The sequence below is a fragment of the Photobacterium sp. NCIMB 13483 genome (genome assembly GCF_003025475.1).
In the GTDB taxonomy this organism is placed as follows: Bacteria; Pseudomonadota; Gammaproteobacteria; order Enterobacterales; family Vibrionaceae; genus Photobacterium; species Photobacterium piscicola.
The window spans coordinates 69,502-84,923 of sequence record NZ_PYLV01000020.1 but is presented as its reverse complement, the minus strand read 5'-3'; the positions used below and the strand labels follow the sequence as shown (position 1 = coordinate 84,923).

The 15,422-nt window shown below is 36.1% G+C and carries 13 protein-coding genes and 6 tRNA genes; 5 read left to right on the top strand and 14 right to left on the bottom strand.

Annotated elements, in window-relative coordinates; genetic code table 11:
* Positions 1-160 precede the first annotated feature (160 nt).
* Entirely contained in the window at positions 161-838 is a 678-nt protein-coding gene (locus tag C9I86_RS14995; RefSeq protein WP_146142638.1) for a hypothetical protein, read from the top strand.
* 567 nt (positions 839-1,405) lie between these two features.
* Here C9I86_RS14995 and C9I86_RS14990 read toward each other — a convergent pair.
* The gene (locus tag C9I86_RS14990; protein WP_107276808.1) at positions 1,406-1,966 is read right to left on the bottom strand and encodes a LysE family translocator; all 561 of its coding nucleotides are present in this window, start codon (positions 1,964-1,966) and stop codon (positions 1,406-1,408) included.
* Between the two features lie 165 nt (positions 1,967-2,131).
* Positions 2,132-2,563 (bottom strand): DUF2000 domain-containing protein, encoded by a 432-nt coding sequence (locus C9I86_RS14985; RefSeq protein ID WP_107276806.1) that lies wholly within the window; start codon positions 2,561-2,563, stop codon positions 2,132-2,134.
* 122 nt (positions 2,564-2,685) lie between these two features.
* On the opposite strand from C9I86_RS14985, the gene C9I86_RS14980 reads away from it, so the two are divergent.
* Positions 2,686-3,129 carry an Lrp/AsnC family transcriptional regulator gene (locus tag C9I86_RS14980; RefSeq protein WP_107276804.1) on the top strand — a complete coding sequence of 148 codons (444 nt, stop codon included), beginning with the start codon at positions 2,686-2,688 and terminating at the stop codon, positions 3,127-3,129.
* Positions 3,130-3,534: 405 nt separating this feature from the next.
* Here the strand turns inward: C9I86_RS14980 and C9I86_RS14975 are convergent, their stop codons facing one another.
* From C9I86_RS14975 to C9I86_RS14940, 8 genes are all read right to left on the bottom strand, one after another.
* Positions 3,535-3,933 (bottom strand): hypothetical protein, encoded by a 399-nt coding sequence (locus tag C9I86_RS14975; RefSeq protein WP_080156449.1) that lies wholly within the window; start codon positions 3,931-3,933, stop codon positions 3,535-3,537.
* Positions 3,934-4,163: 230 nt separating this feature from the next.
* Positions 4,164-5,075 (bottom strand): tyrosine-type recombinase/integrase, encoded by a 912-nt coding sequence (locus C9I86_RS14970; RefSeq protein WP_080156450.1) that lies wholly within the window; start codon positions 5,073-5,075, stop codon positions 4,164-4,166.
* A gap of 333 nt (positions 5,076-5,408) precedes the next feature.
* Positions 5,409-5,500: transfer RNA gene (locus C9I86_RS14965), tRNA-Asn, on the bottom strand.
* A 99-nt stretch (positions 5,501-5,599) separates the two neighbouring features.
* A tRNA-Asn gene (locus tag C9I86_RS14960) sits at positions 5,600-5,675 on the bottom strand.
* Between the two features lie 6 nt (positions 5,676-5,681).
* Positions 5,682-5,756: transfer RNA gene (locus C9I86_RS14955), tRNA-Gly, on the bottom strand.
* Between the two features lie 19 nt (positions 5,757-5,775).
* A tRNA-Tyr gene (locus C9I86_RS14950) sits at positions 5,776-5,860 on the bottom strand.
* Between the two features lie 9 nt (positions 5,861-5,869).
* Positions 5,870-5,945 (bottom strand) — tRNA-Thr (locus C9I86_RS14945).
* Between the two features lie 48 nt (positions 5,946-5,993).
* A tRNA-Ser gene (locus C9I86_RS14940) sits at positions 5,994-6,084 on the bottom strand.
* Between the two features lie 532 nt (positions 6,085-6,616).
* On the opposite strand from C9I86_RS14940, the gene C9I86_RS14935 reads away from it, so the two are divergent.
* On the top strand, positions 6,617-7,639 hold the full coding sequence (locus C9I86_RS14935; RefSeq protein WP_080156451.1) for an acyltransferase: 1,023 nt from the start codon (positions 6,617-6,619) through the stop codon (positions 7,637-7,639).
* A 304-nt stretch (positions 7,640-7,943) separates the two neighbouring features.
* Here C9I86_RS14935 and C9I86_RS14930 read toward each other — a convergent pair whose 3' ends face one another.
* Positions 7,944-8,123, bottom strand: coding sequence for a hypothetical protein (locus tag C9I86_RS14930; RefSeq protein WP_080156452.1), 180 nt, complete (start codon positions 8,121-8,123; stop codon positions 7,944-7,946).
* A gap of 457 nt (positions 8,124-8,580) precedes the next feature.
* Positions 8,581-9,939 (bottom strand): NCS2 family permease, encoded by a 1,359-nt coding sequence (locus C9I86_RS14925; protein WP_107276802.1) that lies wholly within the window; start codon positions 9,937-9,939, stop codon positions 8,581-8,583.
* A gap of 490 nt (positions 9,940-10,429) precedes the next feature.
* On the opposite strand from C9I86_RS14925, the gene C9I86_RS14920 reads away from it, so the two are divergent.
* Positions 10,430-11,734 (top strand): serine dehydratase subunit alpha family protein, encoded by a 1,305-nt coding sequence (locus C9I86_RS14920; RefSeq protein WP_080156454.1) that lies wholly within the window; start codon positions 10,430-10,432, stop codon positions 11,732-11,734.
* Positions 11,735-12,270: 536 nt separating this feature from the next.
* Entirely contained in the window at positions 12,271-13,593 is a 1,323-nt protein-coding gene (locus tag C9I86_RS14915) for an amino acid permease (protein WP_158258954.1), read from the top strand.
* 95 nt (positions 13,594-13,688) lie between these two features.
* On the opposite strand, the gene C9I86_RS14910 is transcribed toward C9I86_RS14915, so the two are convergent.
* Both C9I86_RS14910 and C9I86_RS14905 read right to left on the bottom strand, forming a co-directional pair.
* Positions 13,689-14,579: a DMT family transporter gene (locus C9I86_RS14910; RefSeq protein ID WP_080156456.1), complete on the bottom strand. Its 891-nt coding sequence runs from the start codon at positions 14,577-14,579 to the stop codon at positions 13,689-13,691.
* Positions 14,580-14,803: 224 nt separating this feature from the next.
* Positions 14,804-15,364 carry a 3'-5' exonuclease gene (locus tag C9I86_RS14905; RefSeq protein WP_107276800.1) on the bottom strand — a complete coding sequence of 187 codons (561 nt, stop codon included), beginning with the start codon at positions 15,362-15,364 and terminating at the stop codon, positions 14,804-14,806.
* Between the last annotated feature and the right edge of the window lie 58 nt (positions 15,365-15,422).

Here is a 15,422-nt window from a genome sequence, read left to right as displayed (position 1 = left end):
AAATTAGCAGCATCGTGCTTGAATGCGACTGAATAAGTTGTTCGAGCTTTTTTCATTATGTACACCATTTTGATATTAAGAGTATTTTATCCTATTTAGGTGTACAAGTTCATTAAGCCACAACAAAGCTTGGGATAAAGAATTTCCAAAAGAAATGATTGTGAAAAATTCATTGACCGATTACAAACCTGGTAAAGGTGAGCCGCCGAAGAATTTATTTGATAAAGAAAAACTATCACATAACGATATGAAAGTTAATAATTTAATTAAAGTTAGGCTTTGGGATAAAACTATTTGGTGTGGAACAGGATTCGCTTTATATCCAGATGGTACACTTGAGTTAACCTTATTATTTAATGATGAAAAAGCTGCGGAATCAATTTTTGATGACCTTATAAGCGAAGTTGGAGAAGTCGATAAACCTAACAAGTTAAAAATATCAATTATTCGTAAAATTAGTGAGAAGTCACCAGCACACTATCGAGTTTGCATTAGCGAAAACTCTACATTTGATGATAGTAAAATGGTTCAAATGATTGCTCGAAAGAATACGATGACGCCTTCGACGAGCGATAATCTTGACCGATTCTTGGCAGCTTATAAAGACAGGAAAAAATACATATTGAGCTATGGAGTAGTAAAAGACGAAAAGTTATTACCTTCTTCAAGTAAACGAAGGATAATCAACAAGTTTGATATTGTAGTTGTAGATGCATGGGAAGTTGGGCCTAATGATATTGAAATAATGGCAATAGATAAAAACGATGACCCAATAATTCCTAAAAATGTAGATAACCCACCAATTTTTGCTGCTCTCAAGAGACAGTTTGGTGAATAAAACCTCTAGGATGTACGGTTTTTTCATCTTACTCTAATTTATCCAATAACGAGTTAGCTCTTTAGCTAACTCGTTTTGATCACCAAGCAATTCTGTCACAACCAACTTCACTAATCTCAGGCTATTTTGACGTACTTCCCCACCAATTTCACATAACATCTGTTATATCTACCAAATTTATAAATTGCTGAATAACCTTGTTTTTTGATTATCTCGCAAATTGTGTCCAGCGTGATAATTTAGGATTGAGTAATATCATTAATAAAATAACAACGTCATATTGAAATTTATTTGAGGTGACTTTCTTAGGATAAATAATGTGTATCCTCCTGCTATTGGAAATGATGTAATACAGGATGAGAGAGCTATGTTTTTTGGGGTCTGCCTAATAGCTGACCTGTTAATCAGCGGTGCTGATATCCTTTAAAATAATCAAAAAATAACATTTTAATTTGTGCATCTAAATTTAATAGTTATATTTTTTATACCGACAGCCCTTATATTACGTTAATCTACGTAGTTAAAACTGCTGCCAAATATCATGAATAACAGGTAATGTTGATACCATCAATAATAATGACATCGATATGTTAAACCAACGTAAATAAGTAGGTTTTTCGAGATAACAGCGAAGAAGTGAACTAAACAATAACCAAACACCAACGCAAGGAAACAATATAAAAAAAATGTAGCCGCGATTATCAAATTTTGGGATATATAGTGCCCACCTACAGTGGTAAATGCTGAGATTGCCCCAATAGCAACAACCCATGCTTTAGCATTCACCCATTGAAATAACATCCCCTTCATAAACCCAAACTGTTTTGTTTGCTTGTTGACTACCTCAATTCTACTGCTTCTAGCTATTAGCCCAGCCAAATAAAGCAAATAAGCTGTACCAGCAATTTTTATGGTCAACGTTAGATGAGGAAATAGATCAAATAATTGACTAAACCCTAATCCGACTAGTAAGAGCATTATCGTAAAACCAAGACTAATCCCTATTAATAAAGGCAAACTTTTTCGCACACCAAAGTTAAGACCGGATGTCATAACCATTATATTATTAGGACCAGGAGTTACCGAAGAAGAGATAGCAAATAATGCAACAGATAGTACATACTCCAAACTGATTTCCTCTTAATTTTTTAGTTCTTGCTATTCATTAAACAAAATCATTTATATCAATATATATCGAACATTAAGTTGATATGATATATGCACAAAATTCTTAGCAAAAGGAGCACCCAAATTTATATAAATGATTTTAGGGGATATATCGTAATAGTTAGCCTATCTATACAAACTAAATTTCTTGGTTACCTCTCGAATTACTTCTGTTTCGCCAAATAGGCATATTCCTAAGTAATTCATTTCTAATTCTGGTGTTTCCTTTGTCTTGGACTGCTGCACTGTTGAACCACCTTCAATCATGGTGTGGGTAAAAACGGTGAATTTAATTCCTCGAGCAATAGCTCCTTCTCTTACCTTCCTAATTTTATTTGAGTTGTCTGCTTTCAAAACGATAAATGGGTAATGAGATACACTACTATGTAGGTTGTTATCCAGATCCGTATAGTCAACATAGACCGCATCATCGGGCGTCAGCAAGTTCGACAAGCCGACGCTAATGTGACCAAGAACATTGGCTGCACGCCCAACATCCATTTTTTTATTTAGAATCGCAACAAATCGTTTTTCCGTTTCATCTGATAGATTATTCATTGATTGACCTTATTAGTTAAAGTATGGCTCATCTAATTGTTATATATACTATATATAGCTTTACACGAAATGTGCTTGCGCATATTGTGGTGATTAAACAAATAACACAATAAAAGTGACGTATGGATACTTATAACGAAAGAATCTTGCAAGAGTTAACTACGAATGGAAAAATCACAAATGCAGAACTAGCACAAAAGATAGGCTTATCTGCATCTGCATGCTTGCGCCGCGTTCAAGAATTAGAGAGTAAAGGAATCATTAAAGGGTATCGTGTAATACTTGATTACAAAGCACTTGGTCGCGGCTTTGTTGCGTACGTTACAGTCGGTCTTTCTACACATACAAGTGAGGCACAGAAAAGTTTTGAAAAAGCCATTTCGCTATCACAAGAAGTCGTGGAATGTCATAATGTAACGGGGAGATTTGAATACCTATTACGTATAGAAACTACAGATTTAAAAAGTTACAAAGAATTTCATTCTAACACCCTTGGAATGCTCCCTCACATTGCAATGATTACAACTCATGTGGTTATGGAGTCGACCAAGGATGAACGAGCATAATCAGGTAATATGTGTAACTTTTTATATCCATCTATAGTTTTAATATGCAAGATAGCACGTTAATCAAATTCGTTGTACAACGCTCAGTTCTGTCCAATACAAAGCAAAATTATCACAGTTAGAAACGTTGATCATTTTCTGTTTGGATTTTGAAAATCACCCTAAAAATAAGAGTCGCTTGATGTATACAAGCGATCCCACAACAACCATATCGCACAATATCGACGAACATCCCTACTGATTCAATATAATATCTGTTACATCTACTAAATTTAGAAATGCCATATTGAACTATTTTCAAATCATAGGCTTTTCTATGAACTGGAATCAATAAATGTTGCTCACTATGGCTGCAAATAAATTAAGCCATTTCTATCTTATGTTGTTATATTTATTCAATAACACTTAGAAAATAACATTATTATCTAGCTCAAGATAAGGTGATGAAAGTGAAATTACTTTAAGTCTCTTACCTGAATCAACTTGTATATCAACACTAACGACGTGATTATAAATCAGGCAATAATTACAGGTTAATTCCACTTGCTCATACTCAAATTCACAACCATTAGCACAAAGCCAACCTTTTTGTTGTACTGGAATAATGGGAAAACGTCGAGAAACAACAACAGATAGCAATTGTGTTGTTATATCCATTGTAAAAGATGTTATACAAAAAGTGTTTAATGAATATTCCCCGTTAGCATTTAGCCCTGTAACAGTGGTTTCAAACCCATCTGATACTTGTAATAATATCGATCCTTCAAGCTGCACTTTTTTCATTGCCAGTATTTTCTCTATCATCTCCATTTCCTTTCTTTCATTTTTTAATCACGAAAAATACCTTAGCGAGCGAATTAATCGTTACGCTATTCTCGGCACTTTCGCAATGACCTTGTCATAATGACCATTGCGTCAATGTTGATTAACTACATGTTAAATAAGAAAATAATCATGTTTCATCTCTTTTTATATTAAATAACAACAATAAAGAAGGAATAGATGGTAGATTCGTAGGCAGTGTTGTTACTGGGTTAACAACAAGAGGACTTCGATAACTTGACGCAATGGTCATAATGACAAGTTTTAGATAACTTTAGGTTTATTTCTTGGAATCGATGTTTTGAACGATTTAAATACCGCTCTGTCATTGATAAATTGCCTTTGCCATGGCCATGACCAATCCAAATGGATGCTGCAAAAACATCATTCATTAAAGTTGCAACTTTCTGAACCGCTGATTTTCGGCAAGAATGCAATCCTAATTTAATATCTTTTAATTTATTTTTTAATGAATAACTTATTTTTTTTATTACGTTGTAAACACTTTGTCTGGATAAAGGCTTATCTTTGTTTGTGATTGATTTATTACGAATGAGTTCATCTCGAGGAAATAAATATGTACGCCCTTTGTGTTTTTTTAATCGTCGAGAAAGCATTTGTTCTATAGCTTTAAATGATGAAAAATCGATTTGCCGAGAGTGGGATGGCAAGGTTCTTCTTAAATAATTGTAAATTTGAGGTTTTTCTTTATCGTAGTAATGCTGTTTTGCTTTTTCATAAGCAACACCCAATTGATATTCTTCTGCTATAAAACCCAACTCATCTAGCGAAGTTGCCAACCTGATAATCAACGATGCGTTTAGGTCGACCATGTGTTTTCGTAGCCATTGCCTCCCTTTTATATTCCATTGTTTATCAAGGTGCTGGTTAACTTTTCTGGTTAATTTCGCTTTGTCGGCTTTTGTATTAGATAATGTTATTCTTTTCTCTTTTAAATTGATCTGTGAAAATTTCAACTCCCTACATTCTATATTTCTCAAGCCAAAAGTGACACAAAGTAGAAACATATCAAACCAAAAATTATCTATTTTTTTCGCTTGCTTTAAAAACTGAGGAATTAATTTATCAGGAATTGCATCAACGGCTAAAGTTCTTTCATTCATCTTAAACTCTCCTAACGGTATTCAATATCACATATTTAAATTTAGCCCATTTATCTATTTTTAGACATTATTATACCGCTACTATAACTGCAGATTAAAATTAGTTCGTTAATTTGAGGTAATACTTGTTGTGGCTTAATGGGACTTGAACTAGGGAGAAATACTGGACACCCATAACTTTTTACTTAGATAGTGTCATTCCAAAAAAAGAATGCTTATGATGATGATAAGAAATCTACCCACAGTATGTTGAGTTTTTAAAGTAAAGATATGGCTATCCTATGTTTAATCCAGACGTAAAAAAGCCCGCAATTGCTTGCGGGCTTCTTTATTTGGCTTCACTCTACTGGACTTGAACCAATGATACACGGATTAACAGTCCGCCAAGCTTCTAATAAAAAGCAACCAACTGAGCTAAGAGGGAATTGTTTAGTGATGAAATCTGATATCTTGCACTCTCAAAAACTATTTTTACTAAATTTCAGACGTAAAAAAGCCCGCAATTTCTTGCGGGCTTCTCTATTTGGCTCCCTCTACTGGACTTGAACCAGTGACATACGGATTAACAGTCCGGCGTTCTACCAACTGAACTAAGAGGGAATTGTTTGGAGCAGGTAGCGGGAATCGAACCCGCATCTCAAGCTTGGAAGGCTGGAGTAATAGCCATTATACGATACCTGCGATGTATCTTTACAAATTATGGTGGTGGGAGAAGGATTCGAACCTTCGAAGGCAGTGCCGGCAGATTTACAATCTGCTCCCTTTGGCCACTCGGGAATCCCACCGAAATTTAATGGTGCCGACTACCGGAGTCGAACTGGTGACCTACTGATTACAAGTCAGTTGCTCTACCTACTGAGCTAAGTCGGCACACTAATTTCTTTTTTTACTACCAAGTCGAAACTTGATAACTAAATATGGCGGAGAGATAGGGATTTGAACCCTAGATACGCTATAAACGTATGCTGGTTTTCAAGACCAGTGCTTTCAACCGCTCAGCCATCTCTCCGTAATTGCGGTGAATATTATAGTCATCTGCTGTATCTGTAAAGCGAAAAAACACAAAAAAGTTCCAATCAAACAAATTTTAACCGTAAAGTATAAAATAAACACATTACATTGATTATAGAAGCTTATTTTTCCTGTTGATAACGTTACATTGATAATTATCATCGTCGCTTAAGTACAATTAGGTAAGTTTTTTATTACACTTCATTGTAGCTTCATCAAAATGTTACGTTTAGACAGTGCTAATTATGACTTCTATATTACGTAATCACATATAAATAGACCTAATCTCAGGCACCTTTAATAATTTATGATTTTTTATATTGATTAACAGAATTCAAAATAAGCCAGTTTATCGAATAAATTAGACAAAACAACACATTTACCCTGCAAATGATAAAACTAAAAACATTAGCTTAGGTTATGCTTTTAAGTGTATTTCATAAACAAAACTTGTATCTGGGTTGTCTTTATATCGTCGAGTGTTAACATATTTTAAAGATTACTATCAACTCAATATAAAGAGATTTACAGTGTACCTATCTATACAATACTTACGGGCTTTAGCAGCAATAATGGTGGTTATTGCTCATTCAAACCATAAGGCAATGATTTACAACATCGATCTTCTGAATTTCGTCAAAATTGGCGGAGGCGGGGTTGATCTGTTCTTCATTATCTCAGGTTTTATCATGTGTTTAACTGTAGATAGAAATCGACAATCCTTTACTTCATTTATGAAATCCCGTGTAATACGTATTGCACCTTTATATTGGATTTTAACTTGTGTCGCTTTAACCATTTACTTAATTAATCCGGCCTTAGTCAATTCTTCGTCTTCACATTCAACGTCTATATTCTCTTCTTTTACTTTAATCCCTAATGGACATCCATATTTAATCAATAATGCATGGACATTAAGCTATGAATTCTTTTTCTATTTAATCTTTGCTTCCTTCTTATTTTCTAAAGACAAACAAAAATTATTTACATCGATTGCTTTAATTATTTTAGTGATTGTAGGTCTTATATTCCCACCTGCACATCCAAAATGGGTTTTAAACCCAGCCACATTTATTACAAATCCAGTTTTAATCGAATTTGTACTAGGCATCGTTGCATATAAAATCATAACTAATAAAATGATTTCAATGAAAATGGCAGCTATAGCAACAATAGTGGCATTGATATTACTGATTGCTCATAATTTTGATTGTTCACTTTTACCTACCTCATTAGGTCGTGTTATTACCTATGGTATTCCAATGTTCCTATTATTTATTGGGTTCGTTTCTTTAGAATCAAAAATGCCAAAAATTAACCTACTATATCAATTAGGCATGTCATCATATGCACTATATCTAGTACACCCATTTATTATTTCTGGTGTTACGATCGTAATGCGTAAGCTAGGCCTGATCAATATTGGCCCACTTTATGTAACAGCATTAGTCGTTGGTAGCGCCATTGCTGGTTTCTTATGCTATAAATTTATAGAAATGCCAATTGACCGCTTCTTAAAAACAAAGATCAAAAATAAACCAGTTACTGCATAACAAAGTAAGTCATACCATCACAGGGGCGTTTTCTACGCCCCTTTTTACTTTTTTGAATCAAAGATAATTATCTTATGCCTGCTTTGTTTATAGAATGGATGAATTTTTTAGGAAGTTTACTCACCTTCATTCACAATTTACTTGAGCTCTTTCGGTGATTTCTCGTCAATATCAGCAATAAATCATAACCAATTGATTAATATTAAATTTACATTGTAAATAAGCATAAATTAAAGTTAAAAAAATGGCGTTTCTATTAAGTTAATAGAAACGCCATTTCTAAATTTCACTACCATATTGGTATTTATGCAAACTTCATTTCTCCATTACTATCAAGATAAAGTGCCGCTTTTTCTTGGCCAATCAATTGTGCAGCATAAGACGGTGTAACAGCGCGTAACTCACCTTTCGTTGATAAAAAAGTTCCTTCCCATGCTTGATCACGGTATGTACCTGATTCTAAAATTTCAATAACAACTTTCATGGTTAACCTCAACGTTTAATAAAAATAAAATAATGACCAAACCCTAAGGCAACTCATCTTTTTTAAATCTACCAGCATTAAATTAATTGTCATCCCATGTAAATTGCAACGTTAGATACACAAATAGAGAGCATGAAAAACCATTCTTCGTTAATTACCTTCTAAAGTGCGTTAGCGTTTCTTTTTATGCTTAGTCACCAACAACAAAATAGCAATAACATATTGAATTTAAATAATATATATTTAAATTCGCATTATAAATACGATCCGATATTATTTAAACTCAGCATTGATAACCTATCAATGTACTGAGCAACAATGATAACCACAGATCATGTAAAGCAAGTTTTCATTTTTGATCAATACAACAGACCAAAATTGGAAGTTAGCTATTTTATTCAATAAAAAAACCCGCGTTTAGTACGCGGGTTAATGATAACAATATAATTTTATTCGCTTAAATAGCCCAACCGCCAGCGTAGAACACCACTAATGCGATTGCGATAATAACCGTACCAATATTTAATCGTTTAAAATCACCAGACACAACGCGACCAATAACCAAACTCACAAAACCAAGCATAATACCTGTAACAATATTGCCTGTTAGCACAATAAAGACGGCACATAACAACCCAGATAACGCATCAACAGAGTCGTTCATATCTAGCTTGCTCACATTACTTAGCATCAATAAGCCTACATACATTAAAGCTGGCGCAGTTGCGTAAGCGGGAACTAAATAGCTTAAAGGCGCTAAAAACAGCATGAGAACAAACAAGAGTCCAACCGTTGTTGCCGTTAGACCTGTTTTACCACCGGCAGCAGTACCCGCAGCAGATTCAATATAAACCGCTGCTGGAGAGCCTCCAACAAAACCAGCAAAAATACTACTTACTGAATCGGCAGTTAACGCTTTACCGCCACTAATGATATTGCCACGTTCATTCAATAAATTAGCTTGGCCTGCCACCGCTCGAATCGTACCTGTCGCATCAAAAATAGCCGTCATCACTAACGCAAGCACTGTCGGTAAGATCACGGGGTTAAGCGCACCCATAATATCTAAGGAACCAACTAAAGAGCCTTCACCACCAAATGTAGGCAGTGCAAACAAGCCATGGTATTTCACATTAGGATCGAAAATGAGACCAAAAACTGAAATAGCAATAATGACGAGCAAAATACCGCCAGGTACTCGACGTTTTTCAAGACCTATAATTGCAGCCAACCCTACCAATGACATAATCACAGGCAATGACATAAAATGGCCAAAAGCCACCGGTAAGCCTGCTTGTGGATTCTTGATAACCAAACCCACACCATTAGCGGCAATCAATAATAAAAATAGTCCAATACCAATACCTGTACCATGTGCAATTCCTGTCGGCATATTTCTCATGATCCAACCGCGAACACCCGTCACAGTGATCAGCGTAAATAGAACCCCCATTAAAAATACAGCACCAAGAGCAACAGGAATGCTGACCCCTTGTCCAAGTACTAAGCTAAAAGCAGTAAAGGCAGTAAGCGATATCGCACAACCAATGGCCATTGGTAATCTCGCCCACAATCCCATCAGTAATGAACCAAAAGCTGCAACTAAGCAGGTTGCAATAAAAACAGCACTTTGATTAAAACCAGCCGCACCTAACATGCTTGGTACAACAATGACTGAATATACCATTGCTAAAAAGGTCGTTAACCCAGCGATAATTTCTTGTTTAACACTGCTACCACGCTCAGATATTTGAAAATAACGATCTAAGCCGTGCGCTGGTAAACTTTGGGTATTGGATCTATTGTCAGCAGACATGATGTCTTCCTATAATTTTCTAGTTTCAAACCGTCATCACTGGCCATAATTTATTACTGCGCCAACGCAAACGTTTACGTTTTCAAAAAAAAGAAAAGGCTGAAGTGATTATCTTCAACCTTTATATGATCTCTACCTGAGGATGATACCTAAAAAGTAACCTCTACCGCCACTAGAAACTACTTTTTTTGCCTATTTAAAATAACAGACTTACAGTTATCATAAAAATCCCTTATCGCCTTAATGAAAAATACTACCAAAAAAACCGTGATCTACGCATCATATATTCCACCATCAATCTAATTAATAGTAATTAATTCTATTTAACCCTGCTATAAGTAATGATTATACAATTTTTTTCTTTACAACTAGACGTATACTCAGCAGCACGAACAAAAAAAGACTATTAGCTGATTATTGACTCTGCAAATATCTCAATTTGCTTTATCCATAATTTTTGACTCTTTATATAGAGCGTTAGGTGATTGCAATGAAACATACACTTTGGCCTGCATTTATTGATGTTGTAAAACGCGATGTTGTACCAGCTCTTGGCTGTACTGAACCCGTATCCGTTGCATTAGCAGCAGCAATTGCCGTAAACAAACTTAATATTAATCATCAACAAATTACCGGAATTGAAGCGTTCGTATCGGCTAATTTAATGAAAAATGGTATGGGTGTAACTGTACCTGGTACTGGAATGGTCGGGCTAGAAATCGCCGCAGCGACGGGTGCTATTGCAGGCGACAGTCAGGCGCAATTAGAAGTTCTCAAAAACCTTACTCCTGAAGATGTTGCTATTGCAAAAGCGATGCTTGATAAGAAATTAGTAACCGTTAGTGTTGCGGATGTCAGTAATATTCTGTATTCCAAAGTCACCGTCTTTAGTGGCGATCGCTCTGCAAGCGTCATCATTGCAGATACTCACACTCACATACTTGCAATAGAAGAAGATGGAATAACAACTTACATTGCTGATCCAAAAAATACGACTCACTTGGCCAAAGAAAAAGTTAATACCAATCCTTTCACTGATGCTTGTGCTCAAGATATTTTTGACTTCGCAACACAAGCACCATTAGCAGATATTAGCTTTATTGAGCAAGCTTACCAGCTCAACAATGCACTTTCGATTGAAGGCTTAGCGGGTAACTATGGCCTTCAAGTGGGCGCAACTTTTCAGCGTAATATTGATCGAGGCTTGCTATCAGCAGGGCTATTAACAGACGTATTACTACGTACTGCAGCAGCTTCTGATGCTCGAATGGGTGGCGCCATGAAACCAGCGATGAGTAATTCTGGTTCAGGCAATCAAGGTATTGCTGCGACTATGCCGGTGGTAGTCGTCGCTGAATTTATCAAGGCGACTAACGAACAATTAATTCGTGCTTTAATGCTGTCACACTTAATGGCAATTTATATTAAAAGCCATCAAAACAAATTATCTGCCTTATGTGGTGCAACAACGGCTTCAATGGGCGCAGTTGCTGGAATGACATGGTTGCTTGGCGGTAATATTCAGCAAATCAGCGCTGCAATCAATAGTATGATTGGCGATATTGCTGGCATGATCTGTGATGGTGCAAAAACCAGTTGTGCAATGAAAGTATCATCATCCGCAGGCTCTGCCATAAAATCTGCATTAATGGCACTTGATGGTTTTAGTGTTACAGGAAATGAAGGCATTGTTACAAACAATGTTGATAGTACTATTCGCAATCTTTCAGCATTAGCAAATGGTTCGATGACACAAACAGATGTTCAAATCCTTGATATCATGATTAATAAATAACCACACATTCAGCTAACTTGTGGATAAATCCTCTAGATATACATATAAAGCTAGATAACTCAGTTGCTTTTTTATCATTATCTAGAGGACTATATTGTCTTATTTCTTCGTTCATAAGCAAAAAACAGTAAAAACAGCATTTCCCCTTCCTTTAATATTCTATTTGACTATAAGTTATTACTTCTAGTTATTTAAAAGCCACTATAATAGCGTGATAATTCCCTCCATAAACAGCGTAAACACTATTAGGCAAACCACTTTATTGACTTAAATAAATCGCCCTATCCTATCTTTGTTGTAACGACATTGAGTGCGTTTTATCTATCCATTTTTTTCTGATAAGTGGTTCTAAAATATTTAAATAACATAAAGTTAAAGCCAAATGCATGAGCCATGAGCACTCTTTTTAGCTTCTCTTTCGTTATAATTTAATTGCTTTATATTGCTAGAAAGACGCGAACTAGATTGGCGATCCTGCCACCAAAATAATAAGCCAAACACTGTGTTTAGGTTAATCATTCAAGGCTGACATTACTATGAACCAAACAGTCAATAATTCCCCTTCAACAGCGAATACGCCGTTGCATGTTCGTGCCAATATGACGCTTGAACAATGGCAACAGGCGATAAAATTTGACAATGTCGACATCGGTTGGATTGTAATGAGCATCGGCATGGCCGTTGGTGCAGGTATTGTATTTTTACCTGTCCAAGTAGGGGTTATGGGATTATGGGTATTTTTACTTTCAGCTGTGATCGGTTATCCAGCCATGTATTTATTCCAAAAGCTCTTTATCAATACTTTGGCTGAATCAAAAAAATGTACGGATTATCCTGGTGTTATTTCTGGTTATTTAGGTAAAAACTGGGGAATTGCGTTAGGTATTCTTTATTTCTTAATGTTAGTGATTTGGGTCTTGGTCTATGCATTAACCGTGACCAATGATAGCGCCTCATATCTACATTCTTTTGGTGTAACGAAAACCCATCTTAATCATAATGTCTTTTATGGGTTAGCACTGATTAGCTTACTCAGTTATATCGGTTCTAAAAGTGAAAAAATCTTATTTAAAATATCAGGCTTTATGGCTGTCACCGTCTTACTATTAGTCGCGGTTATGGGGGTATTATTAGTCCCTCAATGGAGCCTTACCAATATTACTCCCGTTGAAAATTGGGGCTTAATGTTGAAAAATGCCATTATTACATTGCCATTTACCCTTACATCAATTCTGTTTATTCAGTCATTGAGCCCAATGGTTATTTCTTACCGTTCACATGAAAAATCCATTGAAGTTGCACGTTATAAAGCCACTCGTGCGATGAAAATTGCATTTACTATTCTCTTTGTCATTGTCTTTTTCTTTGCAGTGTCGTTTACTTTTGCCATCAGTCAGACTGAAGCTAAACATGCGATGGAATTAAACATTTCAGCACTCGCAATGATTGCACATTACTTCCCTGGTAGCTCTGCAACAATTGTTGGTATCGTGATCAATATCTTTGCCGTTGTGACTTCATTCTTTGGTGTTTTTCTTGCCTTTAAAGAAGCCTGTCGCGGTTTAGCCATGAACCTACTTGAACGTAAATTTGATCCAAGCAATATTAATATCAATTTGGTGAATAAGCTTACCACTGTATTTATTATTTTAATTGCGTGGGGTGCGGTTGCTTTAAACTTACCGATTCTATCGTTTACATCAATCTGCTCTCCAATATTCGGTATTGTAGGTTGTTTAATTCCTGCCTATTTAGTGTATCAAGTACCACATTTACATCAATATAAAGGCACAGCAACAAACCTTATCATCATCACTGGTATCTTGCTCTGTATCTCACCGCTATTAGTGTTTATCTAAACCGTCACATCCTCATAAAAACGTGATGCTAAAAAAATGCCGCAGTATTAACTGCGGCATTTTTATTTGTACATTAGTGGAATATATCTGTGTGCTTATACAGTAACTGCTTCAACTTGTTTTTTCGCTTTAACACGTTTCTGTGCCATTGCCACACCAGATAGCACCATAATGCCACCAACATAATGATAACTTTGTAAATGTTCGCCTAACATAACACTAGCAATGCCGGCTGCCATAATCGGCAAAAGATTCATAAACATCGCTGTTCTATCTGCGCCTAGGCGTTCAATACTTTGCATCCATAACCAAGGCGCCAACACTGATGCTAATAATGCTGCATACATAATTAAAGGTGCGGCAGCAGCAGTAATTGCTATTCGATGACTGGTTAACAATAGAGGTGTTAGCATCATCACTGCAAATAGGCATTGAACATACACTGAGTGCCAATTTGAAATCGGCATTTTCCAGCGTTTTAGTAACACGCAATATAACGCGTACACCACCGCAGCTAACAGCATTAAGCCATCACCCTGTTTAATCCCCTGGCTGATCAAATTACTAATATGACCATGGCTTAACATCAAGACCAAACCGCTTAATGATAAAACGGCACCAATAAGCGCAAAAGGAGATAAACGTTGGCCAAGTAATGGCACACTTAAAAACATACTGACTAGTGGCACTAATGAAATAATTAATGCGATATTGGTTGCGCTTGTGGTTGCCGCGGCAAAATATCCTAACGACTGATTCAATACCATACCTAGTAAAGCTAAAAAAGCTAACTTAGCTAAATACGGTTTAATGATGACTCGTTCACGCCATACCGACTTAGCTAAAAAAGGGGTTAATGCCACTAAAGCAAAAAACCACCGATAGAACGAAATCGCACCGGGGTCGATGACACTGAAGGCCATTTTGTTAACAATCGCATTTCCGGCCCAGATCGCAACCGTAAAAAGAGGGAGTAAATAGAACATTTTAAGCCTTAGATAAAACAGTTATTTCAATAAGGGAGATTGAAATAGAGGACGACGCTATTTTGTCACTTCCTATGAGAAATATATATTCGTAACCAGACATAGAAAATGCTTAGTCGGACATTTATTAATGAAAATGATAAAACCCTAACCACCTTACTCTGTTGTCACAAGTAATATGCTTAGGGTTTTAAATTGAAGACTATATGTGAGTTAGCGACTGATTATTTATCGCTCGGCAATGACTCTTTTTCACAGAACATAGTTGCTGCTAATCGCGCAAGATTGTAAGCATCAACATAGCCTGAGTGTTGACGTCCTTCCCAAGCCACACCGGCAATCTCCATTGCAGCACGTTGCCCTAAGCGCTTATTGGTGACATGACGTTGTAATTTAAATAATGTTGCTAAATTTAAATACTCACGAAAAGGCTCTTTCAATTCTTTTGCAGCGCACTCTTTCTTTAAAATACGGTCATCATGACCCCAAGCACCATAAATCTTATGCCGACCACCAAATTTTTGTTCAATCGAACGTAAAATAGTCGCTAATGGCTTACCATTTTTTTCAATTAGCTCAGGTTTAATCCCAGTTAATTCGGTGCAAAATGATGAAACTTCATCATGTTCAGGTTTTACATAATGCTGTGCTCGTCGCACAATACGGCCCGTATTTAGATCCAGTTCCGCCACCCCAATTTCGATGATTTCACCAGTACGCGATGTGCGGCCATCATTCCAACAACACATTTCGAGGTCAAAACAGACAATACGATCAAAATTCATTAAGCTATCCAAGAGTTACGGGGTAAAACGGGCGCAGATAATACCATTTTGTCACTTC